Source organism: Pseudomonas sp. SWRI22 (assembly GCF_014268395.2).
GTDB lineage: Bacteria > Pseudomonadota > Gammaproteobacteria > Pseudomonadales > Pseudomonadaceae > Aquipseudomonas > Aquipseudomonas paracarnis.
On the sequence record NZ_JABWQK020000001.1, the window covers coordinates 3,615,812 to 3,634,740 of the forward strand.

An 18,929-nucleotide genomic window follows, 5' to 3' on the forward strand; every position below is an offset into this window, starting at 1 on the left:
CGCTGTCGGCAAGACCGACACAGTGCTGGCCCTGGCGTGTTTCGACGAGTGCAGCCCATGACCGATAACCTGCTTGGTAAAGAGGCCGACCCGCTGGTTTATGTCGACGCGCTGTCTGCCTGTTTCACACGCTTGGGGTTCGAGCGCGATGAACATTCGTTACTTGAAGGATGCGTTACCGGGGCGGCACGGCTGAGCCAGTGTGAGCTCAGCCAATTGTATCTGCTGGACGAAGTGACCGGCCGGCTTGAACTGACCGCTCAGCATATGGCCCAGATACCATCGCTCTCCGTTGCGCCTGCGTGTCCCGATCAGTCCCACCAAGGGCTGCTGCACGACACCTTGAACCAGGGCTCTGTCCTGAGTCTGGAGGATGTGCATGACAGTGGGTATGACACCCGCTTCCTCCCGGCAATGGCGATACCCTGGCGTGCGCTATTGATCGTGCCGCTGCTCAGCCGATGCAAACGTATGACCGGTGTGCTGGTCTTCGCCCACCAGCAGTCGGTCCAGTTGCGAGGCTACGCCTCATCCTTGGGGCATTTGGGCAGCTTCGCCTTGAATCAGTTACTCGCACTGCGCGATATCCAGCCCATCGTTGGCACAAAGCGCAGATGCGACAAACCGTTGGCTGGAACATATGGCTTGATTGGCACCAGTGCGGCAATGGAGCAGGCGTGCCGGCTGATCAGTAAAGTGCTGCACACGTCTTATACCGTGCTGCTGCACGGTGAGACCGGCACTGGCAAGGAAGTGGTGGCCCGTGCCATCCATGCCGCCGGGCCGCGCAAGGCCAAGGCCTTTGTCGTGCAGAACTGCGCAGCGTTCCCGGAAGGGTTGCTTGAAAGCGAACTGTTCGGCTACCGAAAAGGCGCGTTCACTGGCGCCGAGCGCAATCACGCGGGGCTGTTCGACGCTGCGCATGGCGGTACGTTGCTGCTGGATGAGATCGGCGATATGCCGCTGTCACTGCAAGCCAAGTTGCTGCGGGTACTGCAGGAGGGCGAGGTTCGCCCACTGGGCGCCAGTGCAGCCCATAAGGTTGATGTCCGCATCATTGCTGCCACCCATCGCGACCTCGCGGCGATGGTTGCCGAGGGGCGCTTTCGCGAGGATCTCTATTATCGGCTTGCTCAGTTTCCCATCACTCTACCGGCCCTGCGCGAGCGAGACGGCGATGTACAGCAACTGGCGCGCTATTTCACGGACAAGGTTTGCGAAGCGCTGAAAAGGTCACCTGTCGATTGGTCGAATACCGCCCTTGATCAACTTTCCAGCCACAGCTTCCCCGGCAACATACGCGAGCTCAAATGCTTGGTGGAGCGCGCCGTGCTGTTGTGTGACGACAGCGTGATCCGACCGGAGCATCTGGCGCTGCCAATGACACTGACGCCAGCCGCTACCGATGAAGCGACCCTGCGCCAGCGCATGGAACGAGTGGAGCGCACGTTTTTGCTCGATTGCCTGCACAAGAATCGCGGTAATCGCACCCGTACGGCACGGGAGCTAGGGCTTGCCCGGCGTACGCTGCTCTACCGTCTTGCCCGCTTGAACATTCCCTTTGGCGATGCCAGGGAAGAACGCTGAATGACGCACCTTATTTTCACTATGGGAGAAAGCCGATGCCTGATCGTCCATGGCACATCGTCGTGCTTGTACTGTTTTTGCTGGGTGGCTGTAACGCCAACTATGTATTCGATGACGCTGAGTACCATCCTGTGGGTGACCCACAGGCGATCACTCGTGGCCGCTGAATGGAGGGTCATGAAGATGCAGCTTGTGTTTGAGATCTGCGCGCCCGAGAGCGAAAAGAACGTGCCCCTGGACCGCAAAGTGTTTGACGTGAGTGGTGGCGTGATCGGCCGCGGCTCGGAATGTGATTGGGTAATACCTGACGCCAGCCGCGTGCTCTCCAGCCACCATGGACTGGTCGCCTACCGCGAGGGCCGCTATTTCCTCACGGATATCAGCCGCAACGGAATCAGGGTGGCAGGGAGTCATGAGCGCCTGCGCAAGGGGCACGCGCGATTGATCAGTGATGGCGAAGTGTTCGAGCTGGGAGCGTTGACGATACGTGCGCGCTTGCTGGAGCCACCGCAACCTGCTGGCGGCCTGCAGGCCGCCTCGGCAGTAACGATTCCTGAAGACGCCTTTCTCTCGCTGGGCCCTTCGCATCAGTTGGACCTTGATTGCCGTATGCATGCCTTTTCGCAGGATCTGGAGGCATTGAACGAGTCCGCCGATGAGCAGCAAGTGTGGACGGATCGCTACGGGGCTGACCGGGAGCACGTGGTCTTCCCACGTCGGGAAGAACCCGCGGTAGAGGTTGCTACGGTACAGGCAGCGATGACTGTGCCGACTGATGACGAGTTCTGGCCACAATTTGCAGCAGCCTTGGGCCTGGACCTGAATACGCTCGATCAACCGGGTCGGCAAGCACTGGCGATCAAGGTGGCGCGCTTATTTCGCCTGACTATCGAAGGGTTGCAACAAAGTTTGCGCACCCGCGACGAATTGAATAACGAGTTGGATACAGCGCCGTTCGGCAGCCATGGTGTGGGCCTTAATCCCTTGAAAGCGTGTAGCGACATCGATGCTGCGGTAGCTGCGATGTTGGATATAAGTGCGTTAGGCCAGATGCCCGCTGTACGGGCTATCACCCAGGCTCACCGGGAACTGCAAGCGCATCAGGTCGCACTGTTGGCCGCCTGTCGAAGCACCTTGCGCAACGCCCGTGCGGCCTTTGAGCCCAGCTATCTGTTGGGATGCTTCGAGTCCTCGGGCAAGTCGGTCGGGTTTTTCTCGGATGGTGGGCATTGGCGTGCGTACCAGCGTCATTACCAGCGTCTGGTGGCGCAAGAGCGATTGAATGATCGTCCTTTGGGGGGCGACTTCGCCAAGGCCTATGAGGAGCAGGTGCGCCTGATCTCCAGCCTGCATATTGATTTTCCAGGATAATGCTCATGTACCGAGTCACCCTTGCTTTGCTGTTGCTCATGTTCGGGCTATTGACAGGTTGCAGCGCCGCCTCGCCTTTTTCTAAGCTGACCAAGCTAGACATGGCGCTGACCGCCAGTGAACTCGTCAACCCGGATCTGCATGGCCGCCCCTCGCCAGTTGTGGTGCAGTTGATTGAACTGCGCCAGGGCGTCGCTTTTGAACATGCCGACTTCTTCGGTCTGTATGGCAATGCGCAGCAGACGCTGTCCAAGGACTGGGTAAACAGCGACGAACTTGAATTGCGCCCTGGGGACCGCCTGGGGCTCAAGCTTCGTATCGGACCTGACAGTCGTTTCGTGGGGGTGCTGGCGGCTTATCGAGACCTGCCCAATGTCCAGTGGCGGCTGCTGATCCCGCTGACCGTGCAACAACGTAACCGTGCTGATCTGGTATTGGATCAGACCGGTATACGCGTTGCTGGCTCACTCGCCGGCCTGGAGGCGCAGTGACATGCAGGCTCAGAAAGTTATCTGGCAAGAAGGCATGCTGTTGCGGCCACAGCACTTGCAGCACAACGACCGTTATTATCATCAACAACTCACCCAGACGCGCTTGTTGGGCAGCGATACCTGGGGCTTGCTCACGCTGGAACTCAATTTGCAGTACCTCAAGCTGGGCAAGCTGGTGGTCAACCAGGCCAGCGGCGTTTTGCCGGACGGTAGCCTGTTTGAGTTGAGCCCCGGCATGGAACCTCTGGTGTTGCAGGTACCCACCGACACGGGCAGACAAGGCGTTTTCCTCGCGCTCCCGTTGGCCAGTGGCAGTCACCTTGAAGTTCGCCAGCCAGGACAGAGTGATGTGCTGGCACGCTACGTCAGCTGCGAAGTGGAAGTGGGAGATGCCAATGCGGGTGTGGATACGCGTTGCCGGATCAACTGCGCACGTCCCGACTTACGTCTTCTGTTGGGCGAACACCCGCATGACGAGCACTTCGTCAAACTCAAGATCGCCCAGGTACTGGACGCCACCGACGAGGGGGGAGTGAACCTGGATACAACGTTCATCCCTACGTTCATTTTCGTGCAGGAGCATGGGTACGTGGCGTCGTGTCTCAAGGAGGTGATCGGCCTGCTTGTCAGCAGGGGCGATGCCATCGCTGCACGTATTCGTGGCGAGAGCACGACCGCAGGCACACAAATCGCTGACTTCCTGATGCTGCAAGTAATCAATCGTACCGAGCTGGAGCTGCGCCACTGCCTGAGCCAGGCTCGGGTGCGGCCCGAAGCAGTGTTCCGTGCGCTGGTGTCGCTGCTCGGTGAGCTATCAACGTTCGCCAGTGACAGTAAGCGTGCGCAGTTGAGCGTTCACTACCAACACGGTAATCAGGGCGCCAGTTTTCGTGGGCTGATGGAGCAGGTGCGCTTGGTGCTGTCTGTGGTGTTGGAGCAACAGGCGATCAAGTTGGCTTTGCAGCCGCGCCAATATGGCGTCCTGGTATGCCCAGTCAGCGAGTTGAAATTGCTTGGTACGGCCACCTTCATTTTGGCGGCCACTGCGCAGTGTGAGGCGCAGGAACTGCGCCAGCGTCTGCCGGCACACCTGAAAGTCGCGCCGGTTGAGCGCATACGTGAATTGGTCAACCTGCACTTGGCCGGTATCAAGGTCACGTCGTTGCCAGTGGCGCCGCGACAGATTCCATTTCACGCCGGCAAGACCTACTTCATGCTCGATATGAGCGCTCGTGATATCGCACAACTGGAGCAGTCAGGTGGTTTCGCTTTCCACGTAGGAGGTGAGTTCACCGGGCTTGAACTTGACTTCTGGGCCATCAGGAATTGAACGCCATGGAAAGTGAATGCACTCAAGATGAAAAAACCGTCTTGCTTGACCGGGAAAGTCATGGGCCTGCCCAAGGACCATTAACGGACTTCCCGTCGCCGCCGCGTTATGAGCAGTTGGAAGATCGGATGATCTACGCCGGCCTCAGGCTCGATACGCAAAGCTTCCAGGTTGGGCTCAACCCTATAGTCGACGCAGCCTGGGCGGTATTGTCCGAGGTCGTAGGGCTCAGGCGCTGCTCTGGCCGTGAAAGTTGGGACACGCTCAACGAGCGGTTGTCGTTGGCTGTCAATCAATTTGAAAACCACGCTTTGCAGGGCGGCGTGGAAAGCAGCCAGATAATATCGGCGCGTTATGTGTTGTGCAGTGTGATTGACGAGGCGGTCTTGATAACTCCGTGGGGGGCGCAGAGCGAGTGGTCGAAGAAGAGCCTGTTGAGCCGCTTTCATAACGAAACCTTCGGGGGCGAAAAAGTTTTCCAACTGCTGGAGCGGCTGTCGCGCGACCCCCTCAAGCACCTGGCGATGCTGGAGCTTTTGTACCTGTGTCTATCTTTGGGGTTCGAGGGCAAATACCGGGTCATGGAGCGGGGGGCGTCACAACTTGAGGCTGTTCGTGATGCCGTGTATCGCCAGATCAGGCATGTACGTGGGGAACCGCTGAAGGCGCCGCTACTGCCTGCCATACAGGGGAAGGACCCGCACAAGCGGATCCGTGTCATTCCCGTCACCTGGTGTGTGGCATTCACCCTGAGCTGTTTGTTGGCTCTGTATACAGGATTTGCCTGGGTACTGAGCAAGGAACGATCGAATGCACTGCAACCCCTTCAATTCTCGGCGTCGGACCTGATTCGTACGCCCTTGTAAACGCTGGAGCAATGAATGAGCGCATTCTTCAAGAGGATGGGCGCCGTGCTGGGCAGGGTTTGGGTTTGGAGCCTTCTGCTGGCGCTTTCCTGTGCGGCACTCGTGTGGTTTTTAGGGCCGCTGTTGGCAGTGGATGACTATCGTATCTGGCAGGGGACGACTGCTCGCCTGCTTACCATCAGCATCGTGTTTTTACTGTGGGGGCTGGTGATAGCGCTTACGGATACTGGTAGTGCTACCAGGCGCCAAAGGCCCCCGCGTGAGCAGCCGTTGAAGTGGGTCGAGGATGAGCGCCGTCAGGTAAGCGTTCGATTCAAAAACGCTGTGCATCTGCTGAAAACATCCAGCCATTATGGCGTGCATAACGCACGGTGGCGCCATGATCTGCCGTGGTACCTGTTGATCGGCGAGCCGGGCAGTGGCAAAACGCAGTTACTGGCTGCCGCCGGCTTGCCGTTGGCGCTCGACCCTGCCCAAGGGCGACCAATGGGCAGTAGCACTCATTGTGAATGGTACTTTGCCGCCGCAGGCATACTCGTCGACACGCCGGGGCGCTACCTTACCCAGCCTGACAGCTCAGTGGATGCCGCAGGTTGGGCAACCTTGCTCAATCTGCTCAGATGGCGGCGCCGAGTGCGTCCGCTGAATGGTGTAGTGGTGACGCTGTCGGTCGACACGTTGTTGAGCATCAACGAGTACGACCTGGATCATCACGCACGCCGTGTGCACTCACGTTTGCAGGAGATTCAGCAGACGTTGCATGTGGATGTGCCGATCTACCTGGTTTTGACCCAGGCCGATCGGTTGTCGGGATTCGCTGAGTTCTTCGACCTGCCTCACGCAGAGAGTGCTGACAGCTTGCTCGGGCAGCACTTGGACGCCCATGTCGAGGATACTGACACTACGCAGGTTCGCCGGGCGGTCGAGCGATTGTTACAGCGCTTGAATAGTGAGCTGATCGGGCGATTGCACCAGGAGCGTAATGTCGAGCGCCGGGGGCTGATGCTGGGATTCCCCCAGCAGGTGGCACGAATAGGTGAACGCGTGAATCTGTTCGCTGAAATGGCGTTTTCCTCTCATCGCTACCAACCCATCAATGGTCTGCGAGGGATTTTCCTGACCTGCGCCGATGGCCGGCACCCGCGATTTGTGCAGGGCCTGTTCAGCCAGGCAATCTTTGCCGAAGCCGACCTCGCTGGCTTGCAGGCCGAGGAACGACAGCGAATCCGTTGGCGCCAGGGGTTGCAAGCGATGGCCGTAGCCTTGGTTATTGGCGGTGTCGGCGGGCTGTGGTGGCACAGTTATGCCGTCAACCATCAACGACTGGCGCAGTTGGCGGCACTGGTAGCTCTCCCGCCACTTGGCTCGCAAGCCAGCGATGACAGCACGGCGCTGTTGGCGCTGTTGGATGCGCGGCTGGCGGCGACCCGGGTTTTTCCCAGGTCGGCAGATGTGCGCCTGGTCGAGCATGTTGGGCTGTATCAGGGCGAGCTGAGTCGGCCCAGTGTCGAACACGCCTATGAGCAGGCACTGCACCAGCAATTGCTGCGTTGGATAACCGCCCGACTGGACGAGCAGGTATATGCCAGCCTGGGAGATCGGGACCGGCTATTGGACAATCTGCGCGCGTATTTGATGCTCAACTTGCGCGAGCGCCGTGAGACTGCTTGGCTGGCACAACATATGGCGAGACTCTGGTCGGAGCGTTTTGCCGGGGACATGTCGACACAGAAGCGCCTGAATGATCACTTTGCGCGGCTGCTTGAGCGCCCGTTTGTCGGGCCGCTCAACGAGGAACGGGTGGCTCAGGCTCGCGAAGCACTGAGGGGCGAGTCATTGGCCGACGTGGTGTATCGGGTACTGCGCGAACAAGCCCGCGACCTGGAACCCTTGCGCTTGGCCGAGGGCAATGTATTCGCTGGTATCGCCCCCTCCGTACCGGGTTTCTATACCAAAAGGTATCTGCAGTACTTTGAGACGCAGGGCCCGCGGTTGGTTGACACCATTGCCCGGGATAACTGGGTGCTCGGTGAGGGTACCGACCTGGGCCATCAAGATCTGAGTCGGCTGATGGCGCAATTGCAGCAGCGCTATTTCAGTGAATATGCCGATGCCTGGAGCGATGTTCTCGGCCGTATCACGCTGCAAGAGACCGACAGCCTACGCCAGGACGCCGAGCAGCTCATGACCCTGACTTCGGCCCAGTCTCCTTTGATTCGGTTGTTGCAACAGTTGCGTGAAAACACGCGTTTGCTGCCAGGTCATGAGCTGCTCGATAAAGCAGTGCAACATCCCGCAGACGTTGCCAAGGCGGCGCTGGTGGCTGGGACTGATGCTGCGCGGCGGGCGCTGCAACAAAAATTCGAGCCTTTGCATCAATTGCTGGATGAGCAGAACAACCCCCGGAGCAGAGTTGACCCAGGCTTTGCGTCAGTTGGATGAACTGCACTTGCAACTGACGGCATTGAACCGTGACAGCGCACCCGAGCAGGCAGCCTTCCTGCGTGCCCGGCAGCGTATGGAGGGGCAGCAGGATGTGCTGGGTAGCCTGCGTGATGCCGCTGCGCGTCTGCCGCTACCCGTTGCCGGCTGGCTTGAGGGCCTGGCCGACGAGAGTTGGCGGCATTTGCTGGAGCAGGCCTATGTGCACGTCAACCAACGCTATCAGAGCGATGTGCGTAGCCCTTACGCCAAGGCAATTGGACGACGTTACCCGTTCCATGCCAACGCGAGCAATGACGTAGCCCTTCATGATTTTCAGGAGTTCTTCAAGCCACGAGGGGTGATGGCGCGCTTTTATGAGAACTACCTGCGGCCTTTCATCAGTGTCGACGGCACTCGCTACCGATTGCGTGGGCTGGATGGCCAGAGCTTGCCGGTTTCGCGTTCGCTGTTGGAGCAATTGACAAAAACCCAGGCCATACGCCGCGGTTTTTTTACCGAGGACACGGAGGAGTTATCTGTGCGGTTTACCGTGGCGCCCTACAGCCTGGACCCATCGATCAGTCGTGCGATTCTGCGCGTGGGTGACCAGCAATTGGAATATCGCCACGGTCCCATCGTGCCCGTGGCGTTCCGTTGGCCCACCGATGCAGACAATGGGCGCAGCAGTCTCGTCCTGGAGAAAGGCACCGAGCAGCGACCCTTGGGAATCGAGAAGAACACAGGGGCTTGGTCACTGTTCCGGTTTCTGGACCAGCTGCAGAGAGAACCCGCCAGTGGGCAAAATGCTCAGGTTTTCAAGGCAGACCTCGCCGGCCTGCGCGTCAATTACCTGCTGACCAGCCAACGCACGCCTGTCCCGTTTGATGTGGATACGTGGCGCACCTTTCGCTTGCCGGAGCAACTGTGAAGATGGCAGCCCCCTGGCGCAGCGCTGGTCGTACACAGCAGGGGCAGGCGCGGCTGCGCAACGAGGATGCATTCCTGGACGACCCGCGCCGCAGCTGCTGGGCGGTTGCGGACGGCATGGGCGGGTATCGCAACGGGGATGTCGCCAGCCAATGGGTAATCAGGCAGTTGGCAGCCGTGTCGGCTCAGGGCAACCTCGATCAGCGTATCCAGGCCGTTCGCAGTTGTTTGCAGGGCGTCAACCAAGGGTTGAGGCGTGCATGGATAGAACCTGGTGCACCTGCTGATGCGACGATGGGCAGTACCGTAGTTGCACTGCTGCTGGAGAAAGGCCGGGCGGCTTGTCTCTGGGCGGGAGACAGTCGCTGCTATCTATGGCGCGGGCAGAGTCTCTACCAATTGTCGAAGGACCATTCGTTGCTGCAGCGGCTCATGGACGAGCGTCACCTCAGTGCCGCGCAAGCCCAGGCCTACCCCGATGCCAGGGCCTTGACCCGAGCCGTGGGCGCGGGTTCGCGGTTGCACCTTGAGGCATTGGAACTCAGTACCCGCCCAGGGGATGTATTTTTATTATGCAGTGATGGTTTGTATCAGGCCCTCAGCCATGTGGACCTGGGACGAGCGTTGAGTATGCAAACGCCCCAGCAGGCAGTGGAACGGCTATTTGCAGGGGCGTTGCGCAGGCCGGTACATGATGACCTGACCGCGGTTGTCGTGCAGCCTTGAGCGCGTCGCCACAAGCCTTGCGTCTGCTGGTTGGGCGTTATCACCTTGAGCATGTCTTGGGCAGAGGGGGTATGGGCGTTGTGTACCGTGCGCGCGACCTGCTGCACGAGCAATTAGGCGAGCGCTGTTCGAACGTGGCGCTCAAGCTGGTGGACGAATCCATTTCCCAATGTCCCGATGCGCATGTGTTGTTGTACAACGAGTTTGCGTTGACCCGCAGCCTTCGGCACGACCGCGTGGTACGGACGTTCTCGTTCGAAGTCGACACACACAGCCAGGTCGCGTTCTTCACCATGGAGTTGTTGCAGGGGCTGACCCTGGACCGTCTGCTGCTGGAATGCCCTTATGGGTTGCCCTGGCGCGAACTGCAACCCATCGCCGTGCAGTTGCTGGATGCCTTGGTCTACACCCACCAGCAAAACGTGCTGCACGGTGACGTCAAACCAGCCAATGTCATGGTGGGCGAGGAGGGCGTGCGCTTGTTCGACTTCGGGCTAGGCCATGCCGCCGGGCAGGCTGGGGTGGGTTTGCCGAGTGTCAGCCGCAGTCGTTTCAATGCCTGGACACCTGCCTACGCAGCCCCGGAACTGTTGGCCGGCGGGGCGTTGACCGCGGCCGCCGACTTGTACGGCGTGGCCTGCATCCTATACGAACTGGCCCATGGCAAGCGTGTTGGCGAACGTTGCGCAATGGACCGACTGTCCCGGCCTGCGCAGTTGCCCAGGCATTGCTGGGCGGCGTTACAGGCTGGGCTCGCGGTGGACCCGCAGCACCGAAGCATAACGGTCGCCGAGTTGCGCCAAGTCATGGGGCGCAACCGGCCACGCTGGCGCTTGTAGGGTAGAGGTCAAACGGCCAATCCGTGCAACTGGCAGTACTCCAGCCAGTCCATGCCCGCCATCTGTGCGACTTCTTTATGCACTTCACGGCGCTGGGCCTCGAAGGCTTCGGTGGAATCGGCCGTCAGCTTGAGGGTCAATTCCCAGGCGAACAGCTGTTGCTGTTCAGCGTGTGCCTCGAAAGCCTCATGCAGGCGTTCGGCGCGATACTGCGCCAGGGTTTCGCCCCTGGCCTGGGCTACCAGCGGGTTAAGACTGTCCAGCTCGGCAGCGACCTGCGGTTGTTCGCGCAGAAACCTGTCCAGTGCAAGCTGATAAGTATCGTTAAGCGTCGACACAGGTAGACACCTTAACGAGAAGGATGAGAGCTGCTATCGGACGTGCGTGCGTTGAGGTGATGGCGGGCACGCTTGCGCGACCTGCGTCGCATCCAGTTCTGCAACGGCGCCAGCAAGAAAAACATCAGATAGGCGATCAGCACCAGCGTCAGGTCTACCCAGGTTTCAGCCACAGGCCCGGTAAACAATTCAATGACGTTCTTGATCACAAACAGCAACACCACGCTGCACAACCACAGCACAATGGTGACGAATAGAGGACGCATGTTACTTGAGCGCTTGTCTTGCATAGTGAGGTTCTCTCCTTTGGCCTGTTGTCGTTCCAGGCAAGATTCCCTGAGTGCGTACCCATTATCAGACAGGTTGTAACATCGTTTAACACGCACAAACCGTGCGGATGATACCGACTCAGACAGCCTTAGGGGATGATTCAAGTCAGAAAGTTCGATAAATCTGTAGGGATTTAGTCTAGCAGCCAGGCATTCACTGGTAAAAAGCCGGGCTGGGACGGGGATAAAGGCTTTCGCTTCGGCTATCAGGGCGTGTAGCGTTAGCGGTGTTTCCGGCCGCTGATCTTCAGCGGCAGTCGGTGACAGGCAGAGGACGGCCCATGGCGCACACCCTGTTCAAACTTTTCCTGACCCAGCGCCTGGCGGTCCTGGCCAGCACGGAGTCGTTGCGTGCGATTCGTGAGGGGCTGCTGTGGATTCTGCCGTGCCTGTTGGTGTCCGCCGGCTTCCTGATTCTGTCCGAATGCGCCCTGGCGCTGGGTTTCGATCCCCAAGTGGTGAGTTTCCTGGCGGGGTTGCATAAACAGATCAGTTCGGTGATCCCACTGCTGGTCGCGGCCTCCATCGGTTATATGTTGGCGATTCAACACCGTCTGCCACAGCTGCCGGTTGCCTTCCTGTGCCTGGCCCATGTGGTGGTCGCCACCTTCGTGCTGCGTGATTACCCGCGTGCTTCGGCCACGTTCCTGCTGTTTATTGCCATTGCTTCGCCCTTGATCAATGTGCCTGCCATTGCCTGGCTGCACCGCTTTCGCTGGACACGCCTGGTCAACCAGGACCTGGTCGGCCATAACCTCAAGGGCACCATCAACATGGTGATACCCGGCGCACTCACGGCCTTGTCGTTGGTGACGGTGTTGTCGTTGCTGCTGTTGATCCCCCATGTGGCGCAAATCCAGGGTCCGCAGGTGCTTGATGCGTTGCAGACGCCTTACGGCAGCGGGTTGTTTGTGACACTGATGAATTCGCTGCTGTGGTTCTTCGGCATTCACGGCGTGTATGCCATGCAGCCGCTATTCGATGCCCTGGACCAGGCCGTGGCGCTCAATGGCGCAGCGTTGGCGGCGGGGGAGCCGGTGCTGTACTTGCTCAATAACGGCTTGCTGGGCAGTTTTGCGTTTATCGGTGGTTCGGGCGCAACCTTATGCCTACTGCTGGCGATCCTGCTGTTTTCCAAAAGCCAGTCCATGCGCTTGCTGGCGGTAGCGAGTTTGCCGTTGTCGTTATTCAATGTCAGCGAGGTGCTGTTGTTCGGTTTGCCGATCATCCTCAACCCGCGCCTGTTTATACCGTTTCTACTGGTACCGGCGTTCAACGCGATGGTGGCGTTGATGGTGGTACAACTGGGCTGGGTGTCGCCGGCGGTGGCCAGCGTGCCGTTTACCGCCCCGGTGCTGCTCAATGCATACCTCAGCACCCACGGCGACGTGGCGGCGGTGGTGTTGCAGATCGTTCTGCTGGGGGCCGGCACGCTGGTGTATGCGCCCTACGTGAGAGCGATTCATCGCCAGTCCAGCGATGGCGGCACGGTGTATCTCAAATCTTTGGACATGACCTTTCGCGGCCTTGAGGAAAAAGGCCGTCTGCTAGAGTTCGACCCGGTGCTGGCCACCCACCAGACATTGGCCCGCCAGGCCGCTGAGTTGAACCGCATCCAGCAGATCAGCGATTACGAGTTCTATCTTGAGTTTCAACCCCAGGTCTCCACCCGCACCGGTTTGTGCACCGGGTGCGAGGCGCTGATGCGCGCCCGGGACAGCCAGGGCACGGTGCATTCGCCGTGGGAGTTCCTGCAATGGCTGGCGCACGCCAGGCTGATGCCGGACGTGGATGTGTGGGTGGCATCCCAGGCCGTGCGCCAGTATCAGAAATGGCAGAAGATGGGTTTTGAACTGCCGATGACCATCAATATTTCCAGTACCACACTAAAGGACGCCGCCTATGGCGACCGCCTGGTGGAAATTCTTGGCCAGGCCCGTGGGCAAGTTTCAGTGGAAATTACCGAAGACGCGCTGGTCAGCGACATCCCGGCCACCCGCCAAACCATCCAGAAGTTGCAAGCCATGGGGGCCAAGGTCTATCTGGATGATTTTGGCACTGGGTTTTCTGCGTTGAGCTATCTGCACCAGTTTCCTGTGGATTTCATCAAGATCGACCGCAGTTTTGTGGTTGCCCAGCACGACCCTAAAGGCGCCCAGGTGCTCACCGGTATGTTGCGCTTCTGCGAGGCCCTGGACCTGGGCGTGGTAGTGGAAGGGGTCGAGACGGCTGAGCAATTGGCCTTTTTGAGTAACGGGCCTGAGTTGTTTATCCAGGGCTGGTATTTCAGCAAGGCACTGCCTGGGGATCAGTTGCCGCGCTTTGTGCTTGAGCGCAGGGCGTTGGTCTGATGGCCGACCCTTATCTACTTGGCACCCCGATCCAACTGTGGGCGCTGGCTCGTCGGCGATGACCATAGGTACCTACACAACTTTGGTGCGACGCTGGACCTGTGGCGAGGGAGCTTGCTCCCGTGACGGACTGACAGCCGACGCTGATCTAACTGACGCACCGCGATCTAAATGTGGGAGCTGGCTTGCCTGCGAAGACGGCCTGACAGCCGATACAGTTGGATCGTGTACATATCCATTCCTGCGGTAACGGCTAATTGGGGTTCCGCCCTGACGCCATCACCTCCCATCGCCAAGTCTTGAAAGAATTTTCCTACAGGTGTTGACCTTGCCACTACGGGAACCTTTAGGCTTTTTTCCGAGTATGTCCAACCACAAAAACAAGATTCAGGGGTTATCAATGGATACTGCTGCCCTGCAACAACGCTCGGATTCCGATCTGTTCACCACCGCCTCGCGGCTGATGACGAATGCCTTGGAACCTGGCGCCAACTACACCCAGGTCACCCGCGCGCTGGAAGCGCTGCTCGCACTGACTCGGCAAGGCCTGGCGGGAGACGCTGGCGCCTACGCGCACTACCAGTCAGCCCTGCTGCAACTGCATATTCCAGCTGACCCGCGCACCGAGCCGACCCGGCGCTGGATGGCCAGCGAGGTCTACCGCGTCGAAGATGAGTTCGCCGCCGACGTGCCGGGCTTCACCGCGTTGCCGGTGGACGAGTTCCGTCAACAGGTCGACGCTGAAATCGCCGCACGCAGCCGGGTCAACCACCCGATGTCGGTGCACCTGTTCCAAGGTACGCCGCCGGTGCAGGATGTGCGCTTCTTCCTGGAGCATCACTGGACCCGTTCCTACAACTTCTACAGCCTGCTGGCCGAACTGGCCTTTCGCTTCGAAGCCATCGAGGACGCCTCGGTGTTTTACCGCAACCTGTACGGCGAAGCAGGGGCTGAGACACCGGAGCGTTCGCACCCGGCGATGCTCGCCCATCTGATGGAGTATTTCGATATTCCGCTGGCCATCGACTTCCCCGCGTTGCATCCGCTGGAAAAGGCCTACCTGAATAATCGCATTCGCTGTGTGCGCCACACGGATGTCGCCTGGGGCCTTGCGCTGCTGTATGCGGTGGAGTCTGTCAGTTGCGTCAACCATCGGCGCATCTACGAGCTGTTGCAGCGCCTCGACGTTCCAGAGCAGCCCAGCGAATTCCACCGCTTGCATGGCACCCAGGATGAAATCGACACCGAGGAAATGTGGGCACTGATTGCCAAGTTTGCCAGCGAGGAGGGCTTTCAGCGCACGTTCATGCGCGCACTCAAGCGCCACTTCGAAATCAACAAGGCCTACTTCGACAGCCTGTGGCAGCAGATGCAGGCCCAACGCCTGTCTGCCTGAACGACCTGCGATCCGAAAACAAAAATAATGGAGCACATGATGAGCCCACGTAATTTTTCCCTGCCGCAATTGCAGAATATTCACACGGCCGAAGCCCGTCTGTTGGCGGAAGCCTTGAAGCCGGACGCGACGTTCAATCGCATCGAAATTGCTGCCAATATGCTGCGCGCCCTGTGCGAGACCGGCCAACGTGGCGACGCCGCGAATGCAGCGCAGTGCCAGCAATTGCTGTACATCCTGTCGCTGAGCGATGACGTGGCCACCGCCTCGACCCGGCGCTGGCTGGCCAATGCCGTCTATAGCGTACAAGAGCGTTTCATGCCGTCAGCCGACCTGGCATCACCCTTGTCCGAGGCCGGTTTCCAGCAACGCCTGGAAGAGCAGATTGCCGCGCAGTCGCGGGAAAACCATCCGATGTCGCAGTATGTGTTTGAAGGCAAAGCCTCTCGCGAGCAACTGCAGGTGTTTTTGCGCCATCAATGGTTCCGCACGTACCGCCTGTACCGGGATGCCGCCGACCTGCTGGTCAACCTGACTGATGTGGACGAGGCGGCCGCCCTGGCGCGTTATCTCTACGGCGAGTTGGGCGAAGAAGACGAGCGGCGCTCCCACCCCCGCCTGTTAGCCAAGCTGCTTGCCGCCGTGGGCCTGAATGCCGATTTCGAGGCGCTCTCGACGATGCCCGAGGAAATCGCCTACCTCAACAACCGCGCACGCTGTTTCCGCAACCCCGATGTCGGCTGGGGCCTGGCGGTGTTCTACATCACCGAACTGGTGGTGCCGGGCAACCACGGCAAGCTGTACAACGCCCTGCGCAACGCGGGCTTGAGCCAGGATGACGCGGAGTACTACGAAGTGCATATCAGCCTGGTGCCGCCGCGGGCCAAGCGTGAATGGGCGCTGATCTCACGGCGTATTCCGGACCTCGGGTTTCAGAATGCGTTCCTGACGTCTTTGGCCGAGCACTTCCGGCTGGAGCGGGCTTATTACGATGCAGTCTGGGAAGAAGTACAACGCGTGAAGTAGCCCTCCCTGGACAACCCGAGTAACCCGACATGCCAAGTCATATCACTGAATCCCGTATCCACGGGGGCGCTTACTCGTCCCCGGAATTTGCTGCGATCTTCTCTGATGCCAATCAGGTGCAGAAGTGGCTCGATGTTGAAACAGCGCTGGCGGCGACCCAGGCGCAGATGGGCCTCATCCCCCACGAGGCCGCCCGGGAGATTGCCCGGGTAGCCAGCGTGGAACTGCTGGACCTCGACGCGTTGGGGCGCGAAGGCCTGGAAACCGGGCATATCCTGGTGCCGACCCTGCGCGCATTGCAGGGGTTATGCGCCGATGGGCTGGGCGAATACGTGCATTACGGCGTGACCACCCAGGACATCCTCGACACCGGGCTGATCCTGCAAATCCGCGATGCCTGGGGCCTGGCGGTGCAGCGCTTGCGCGGGATCCGTGGGCATCTGCTCACGCTCGCCCTGCGCCATAAGCACACGCCGATGGTCGCCAGGACCCATGGTCAACACGCACTGCCCACCACGTTCGGCTACAAGGTGGCGGTGTGGGTCGATGAGATTGATCGACACCTTGAACGCTTTGACGAAGCCTACGCCCGGGTGATGGTCGGCAACCTGACCGGCGCCGTGGGCACCCTGGCCGGGCTTGGCCCGCACGGTTTGGAAGTGCAGCGCCGCACCCTGGAAAGCCTCGGCCTGTCGGCACCGTTGAGCAGTTGGCACAGCGCCCGCGACCGCATCCTGGAAGCCGCGTGGTTGCTGGTGCAGGCGTCGGCGACGTTGGGCCGTGTCGCCAATGAGATCTACCACCTGCAGCGCACCGAGATCGACGAAGTGCGCGAGGGGCGGCGAGCAGGGCAAGTGGGGAGTAGCACCATGCCCCACAAGCAAAACCCATCGACGGTGGACCTGATCAGCGCGCTGTCGCGGCTGGTGCGCGCGCAGATGGTTGCGCTGACCGACGCCGCTTTCCAGATGCACGAGCGTGACGGCACCACCTGGCGCATCGAATGGGCGGCCTTACCCGAGCTGTTCATTTACGCCGGTGCGTTGCTCGCTCGTATGGAAGGCTTGCTGCAGGCTGGGCTGCAGGTGCGTGAAGCGCGCATGCGCAGCAACCTGGACTTGCTGGGCGGGCTGATCCTGTCGGAGCGCGTGATGCTTGCGCTGGCGCCTCGGTGTGGCAAGCAGACGGCCCATCATCTGGTGCACGACATCGCCCTGCAGGCCCAGGACGCGGGCGTTTGCTTTCGCGATGCGCTGCTTGGCGACCCTCGGCTGCGCGGTTGTTTCAGCGCGCAAACGCTCGATGACTTGCTTGACCCGACAGCCTACACAGGGCTGGCGGCCGAGATGGTCGATCTGGTGGCAACTAAAGCAAGACCTCGCGCTTCAGGCGATGGCGCTGAGGCGGTGATGGCAACCCAAGGCAATACCAGTCAGTCCCTGTACGCTACGGAGGGTATGTGATGGATGCGCAAATATTGGAAGTGACAGCCCGTGCGTCTTGCACCGCACGTTCGGACCACCCGGGCTTTGATCATGACGGCGAGCAATGCCGCCACGAACACAGCCACATCCTCGATTCGAAAACCCACGGTTCGGGTTATGCCGGCCCGCAGAGCCGCAAGATCTTCTGCAGTCATTGTCGCCTGCAACGTTGGCTGGATGTGGAAGCTGCGCTGGCCATGGCCCAGGCCGATGTCAACATCATCCCGCGCGAGGCGGCCCTGGAGATCGAAAAGGCCGCGTTGCTATCGGGCATCAATGTGCGCCAACTGGCCGAGGGCGTGGCTGCCACTGGGCATTCGCTGATGCCATTGCTGAGCGCCCTGCAAAAAAATTGTAGCCCCAGTGCCCGTGAATACGTGCATTACGGCGCTACCACCCAAGACATCCAGGACACCGCCCAATCCCTGGAGATGCGCGATGTTCTTGATGCGATGGATAAGGCCCTGGAGACTTTGCTGGGCAAGTTGTCGACCCTGGCCGATGCGCACCGTGACTCGCTGATGGTCGCCAGGACCCACTCGATTCCCGCTTTGCCGACCACCTTCGGGCTGAAGGTCGCCGGCTGGATCGATGAGCTGTTGCGCCACCGGCAGCGCTTGGCCGAAGCCCGCCAGCGTGTACTGGTGGTGCAACTGTTCGGCGGGGTCGGCACCATGGCGGCGTTCGGCCCGGACGCCATGCCGATGCTGGAGCGTTTTGCCCAGCGCTTGTCGCTGCAAGTGCCCCTGACGGGCTGGCATGTGTCCCGTGACCGCGTTGCGGAGTTCGTCAGCACCCTGGCCATGGTCACCGCCTCGTTGGCCCGCGTAGCCGATGAAATCCGTACGCTCAATCGTTGGGAAATCGCTGAAGTGGAAGTGGGCTGGAGCGACCAGCAGATCGGCAGCAGCACCATGCCGCACAAACGCAACCCCGAAGGCTGCGAGCAGGTGGTGGTGTTGGCACGGCTGGCCAAGGCCCAGGTCATGCTCGCGCTGGACGCGATGATTCTTGAGCATGAGCGCGATTACCGCGGTACGCGGTTGGAGTGGTGCGCGGTCGCGGACGTTTCCCACTATGCACTGATGGCGCTCTCGATTCTGACCGATACCATCGATGGGCTCACCGTGAATGTGCAGAAAATGGAATGCACCGCCCAGGCCTATGGCGATGCCATCTGCACCGAAGCGGTGGTGTTCGAAATGGCGCGCAAGCTGGGCAAGAGCAGCGCCTACCAGATCATCTTCGAGGTATCCCAGGCCAGCCAGCGCAACCACGTGTCGATCCGCGAGGCGATCGAGGCCGATGCGCGGGTGCTTGCGGTCATGAATGACGGCGCCCTGGCCCGACTGTTCGAACCTCGGACTCACCTGGGCATGTCCGAACGCATCGTTGACAACGTGCTGGCCAAACTCGCCGGCCACTGATCCCTTAACAGATTTGC

At 60.1% G+C, this 18,929-nt stretch carries 15 protein-coding genes and 1 pseudogene; 14 read left to right on the top strand and 2 right to left on the bottom strand.

The features are described from left to right. Window positions 1-57 precede the first annotated feature (57 nt). The 9 genes and pseudogenes from HU730_RS15845 to HU730_RS15885 all read left to right on the top strand — a co-directional run bounded on the left by HU730_RS15845 (window position 58) and on the right by HU730_RS15885 (window position 10,561). Complete coding sequence (locus HU730_RS15845) at window positions 58-1,587, top strand: sigma 54-interacting transcriptional regulator (protein WP_186527403.1); 1,530 nt, start codon at window positions 58-60, stop codon at window positions 1,585-1,587. Between the two features lie 35 nt (window positions 1,588-1,622). After that, window positions 1,623-1,754, top strand: coding sequence for a hypothetical protein (locus HU730_RS15850; protein ID WP_034126102.1), 132 nt, complete (start codon window positions 1,623-1,625; stop codon window positions 1,752-1,754). Window positions 1,755-1,764: 10 nt separating this feature from the next. Continuing rightward, a complete protein-coding gene (gene tagH / locus HU730_RS15855; protein WP_186527402.1) occupies window positions 1,765-2,958 on the top strand; it encodes a type VI secretion system-associated FHA domain protein TagH in 1,194 nt (397 codons plus the stop codon). 5 nt (window positions 2,959-2,963) lie between these two features. Then, complete coding sequence (gene tssJ / locus HU730_RS15860; RefSeq protein ID WP_034126100.1) at window positions 2,964-3,449, top strand: type VI secretion system lipoprotein TssJ; 486 nt, start codon at window positions 2,964-2,966, stop codon at window positions 3,447-3,449. Between the two features lies 1 nt (window position 3,450). After that, window positions 3,451-4,779, top strand: coding sequence for a type VI secretion system baseplate subunit TssK (gene tssK, locus HU730_RS15865; protein ID WP_034126099.1), 1,329 nt, complete (start codon window positions 3,451-3,453; stop codon window positions 4,777-4,779). A 5-nt stretch (window positions 4,780-4,784) separates the two neighbouring features. Then, entirely contained in the window at window positions 4,785-5,645 is an 861-nt protein-coding gene (icmH, locus tag HU730_RS15870; protein ID WP_034126098.1) for a type IVB secretion system protein IcmH/DotU, read from the top strand. 15 nt (window positions 5,646-5,660) lie between these two features. After that, window positions 5,661-8,997: pseudogene (tssM, locus tag HU730_RS15875) on the top strand (type VI secretion system membrane subunit TssM). 2 nt (window positions 8,998-8,999) lie between these two features. Beyond that, window positions 9,000-9,722, top strand: coding sequence for a PP2C family serine/threonine-protein phosphatase (locus HU730_RS15880; protein ID WP_060764839.1), 723 nt, complete (start codon window positions 9,000-9,002; stop codon window positions 9,720-9,722). Further along, window positions 9,719-10,561 (top strand): serine/threonine-protein kinase, encoded by an 843-nt coding sequence (locus tag HU730_RS15885; protein ID WP_186527401.1) that lies wholly within the window; start codon window positions 9,719-9,721, stop codon window positions 10,559-10,561. The genes HU730_RS15880 and HU730_RS15885 overlap by 4 nt, the downstream gene beginning before the upstream one ends. Before the next feature lie 8 nt (window positions 10,562-10,569). On the opposite strand, the gene HU730_RS15890 is transcribed toward HU730_RS15885, so the two are convergent. Together HU730_RS15890 and HU730_RS15895 are read right to left on the bottom strand one after the other, a co-directional pair. Then, the gene (locus HU730_RS15890; protein WP_034126094.1) at window positions 10,570-10,899 is read right to left on the bottom strand and encodes a DUF6388 family protein; all 330 of its coding nucleotides are present in this window, start codon (window positions 10,897-10,899) and stop codon (window positions 10,570-10,572) included. 11 nt (window positions 10,900-10,910) lie between these two features. Then, window positions 10,911-11,165 (bottom strand): hypothetical protein, encoded by a 255-nt coding sequence (locus HU730_RS15895; protein WP_230032401.1) that lies wholly within the window; start codon window positions 11,163-11,165, stop codon window positions 10,911-10,913. A 344-nt stretch (window positions 11,166-11,509) separates the two neighbouring features. Between HU730_RS15895 and HU730_RS15900 the strand changes: the two genes are divergently transcribed. The 5 genes from HU730_RS15900 (at window position 11,510) to HU730_RS15920 (ending at window position 18,912) form a co-directional block, all read left to right on the top strand. Next, the gene (locus tag HU730_RS15900; protein WP_034126092.1) at window positions 11,510-13,579 is read left to right on the top strand and encodes an EAL domain-containing protein; all 2,070 of its coding nucleotides are present in this window, start codon (window positions 11,510-11,512) and stop codon (window positions 13,577-13,579) included. Between the two features lie 364 nt (window positions 13,580-13,943). Then, a complete protein-coding gene (locus HU730_RS15905; RefSeq protein WP_186527400.1) occupies window positions 13,944-14,975 on the top strand; it encodes an HOASN domain-containing protein in 1,032 nt (343 codons plus the stop codon). Window positions 14,976-15,014: 39 nt separating this feature from the next. Further along, window positions 15,015-16,001 (top strand): HOASN domain-containing protein, encoded by a 987-nt coding sequence (locus HU730_RS15910; protein ID WP_060764836.1) that lies wholly within the window; start codon window positions 15,015-15,017, stop codon window positions 15,999-16,001. Window positions 16,002-16,030: 29 nt separating this feature from the next. Beyond that, window positions 16,031-17,464 carry an adenylosuccinate lyase gene (gene purB, locus HU730_RS15915; RefSeq protein WP_186527399.1) on the top strand — a complete coding sequence of 478 codons (1,434 nt, stop codon included), beginning with the start codon at window positions 16,031-16,033 and terminating at the stop codon, window positions 17,462-17,464. Next, window positions 17,464-18,912: an adenylosuccinate lyase family protein gene (locus HU730_RS15920; protein ID WP_186527398.1), complete on the top strand. Its 1,449-nt coding sequence runs from the start codon at window positions 17,464-17,466 to the stop codon at window positions 18,910-18,912. The genes purB and HU730_RS15920 overlap by 1 nt, the downstream gene beginning before the upstream one ends. Window positions 18,913-18,929: the final 17 nt, after the last annotated feature.

Coding starts and splice junctions, on each gene's coding strand:
- HU730_RS15845 (WP_186527403.1), top strand. CDS start 58: ATGACCGATAACCTGCTTGGTAAAGAGGCCGACCCGCTGGTTTATGTC.
- HU730_RS15850 (WP_034126102.1), top strand. CDS start 1,623: ATGCCTGATCGTCCATGGCACATCGTCGTGCTTGTACTGTTTTTGCTG.
- tagH (WP_186527402.1), top strand. CDS start 1,765: ATGAAGATGCAGCTTGTGTTTGAGATCTGCGCGCCCGAGAGCGAAAAG.
- tssJ (WP_034126100.1), top strand. CDS start 2,964: ATGTACCGAGTCACCCTTGCTTTGCTGTTGCTCATGTTCGGGCTATTG.
- tssK (WP_034126099.1), top strand. CDS start 3,451: ATGCAGGCTCAGAAAGTTATCTGGCAAGAAGGCATGCTGTTGCGGCCA.
- icmH (WP_034126098.1), top strand. CDS start 4,785: ATGGAAAGTGAATGCACTCAAGATGAAAAAACCGTCTTGCTTGACCGG.
- HU730_RS15880 (WP_060764839.1), top strand. CDS start 9,000: ATGGCAGCCCCCTGGCGCAGCGCTGGTCGTACACAGCAGGGGCAGGCG.
- HU730_RS15895 (WP_230032401.1), bottom strand. CDS start 11,165: ATGCGTCCTCTATTCGTCACCATTGTGCTGTGGTTGTGCAGCGTGGTG.
- HU730_RS15900 (WP_034126092.1), top strand. CDS start 11,510: ATGGCGCACACCCTGTTCAAACTTTTCCTGACCCAGCGCCTGGCGGTC.
- HU730_RS15905 (WP_186527400.1), top strand. CDS start 13,944: ATGTCCAACCACAAAAACAAGATTCAGGGGTTATCAATGGATACTGCT.
- HU730_RS15910 (WP_060764836.1), top strand. CDS start 15,015: ATGAGCCCACGTAATTTTTCCCTGCCGCAATTGCAGAATATTCACACG.
- purB (WP_186527399.1), top strand. CDS start 16,031: ATGCCAAGTCATATCACTGAATCCCGTATCCACGGGGGCGCTTACTCG.
- HU730_RS15920 (WP_186527398.1), top strand. CDS start 17,464: ATGGATGCGCAAATATTGGAAGTGACAGCCCGTGCGTCTTGCACCGCA.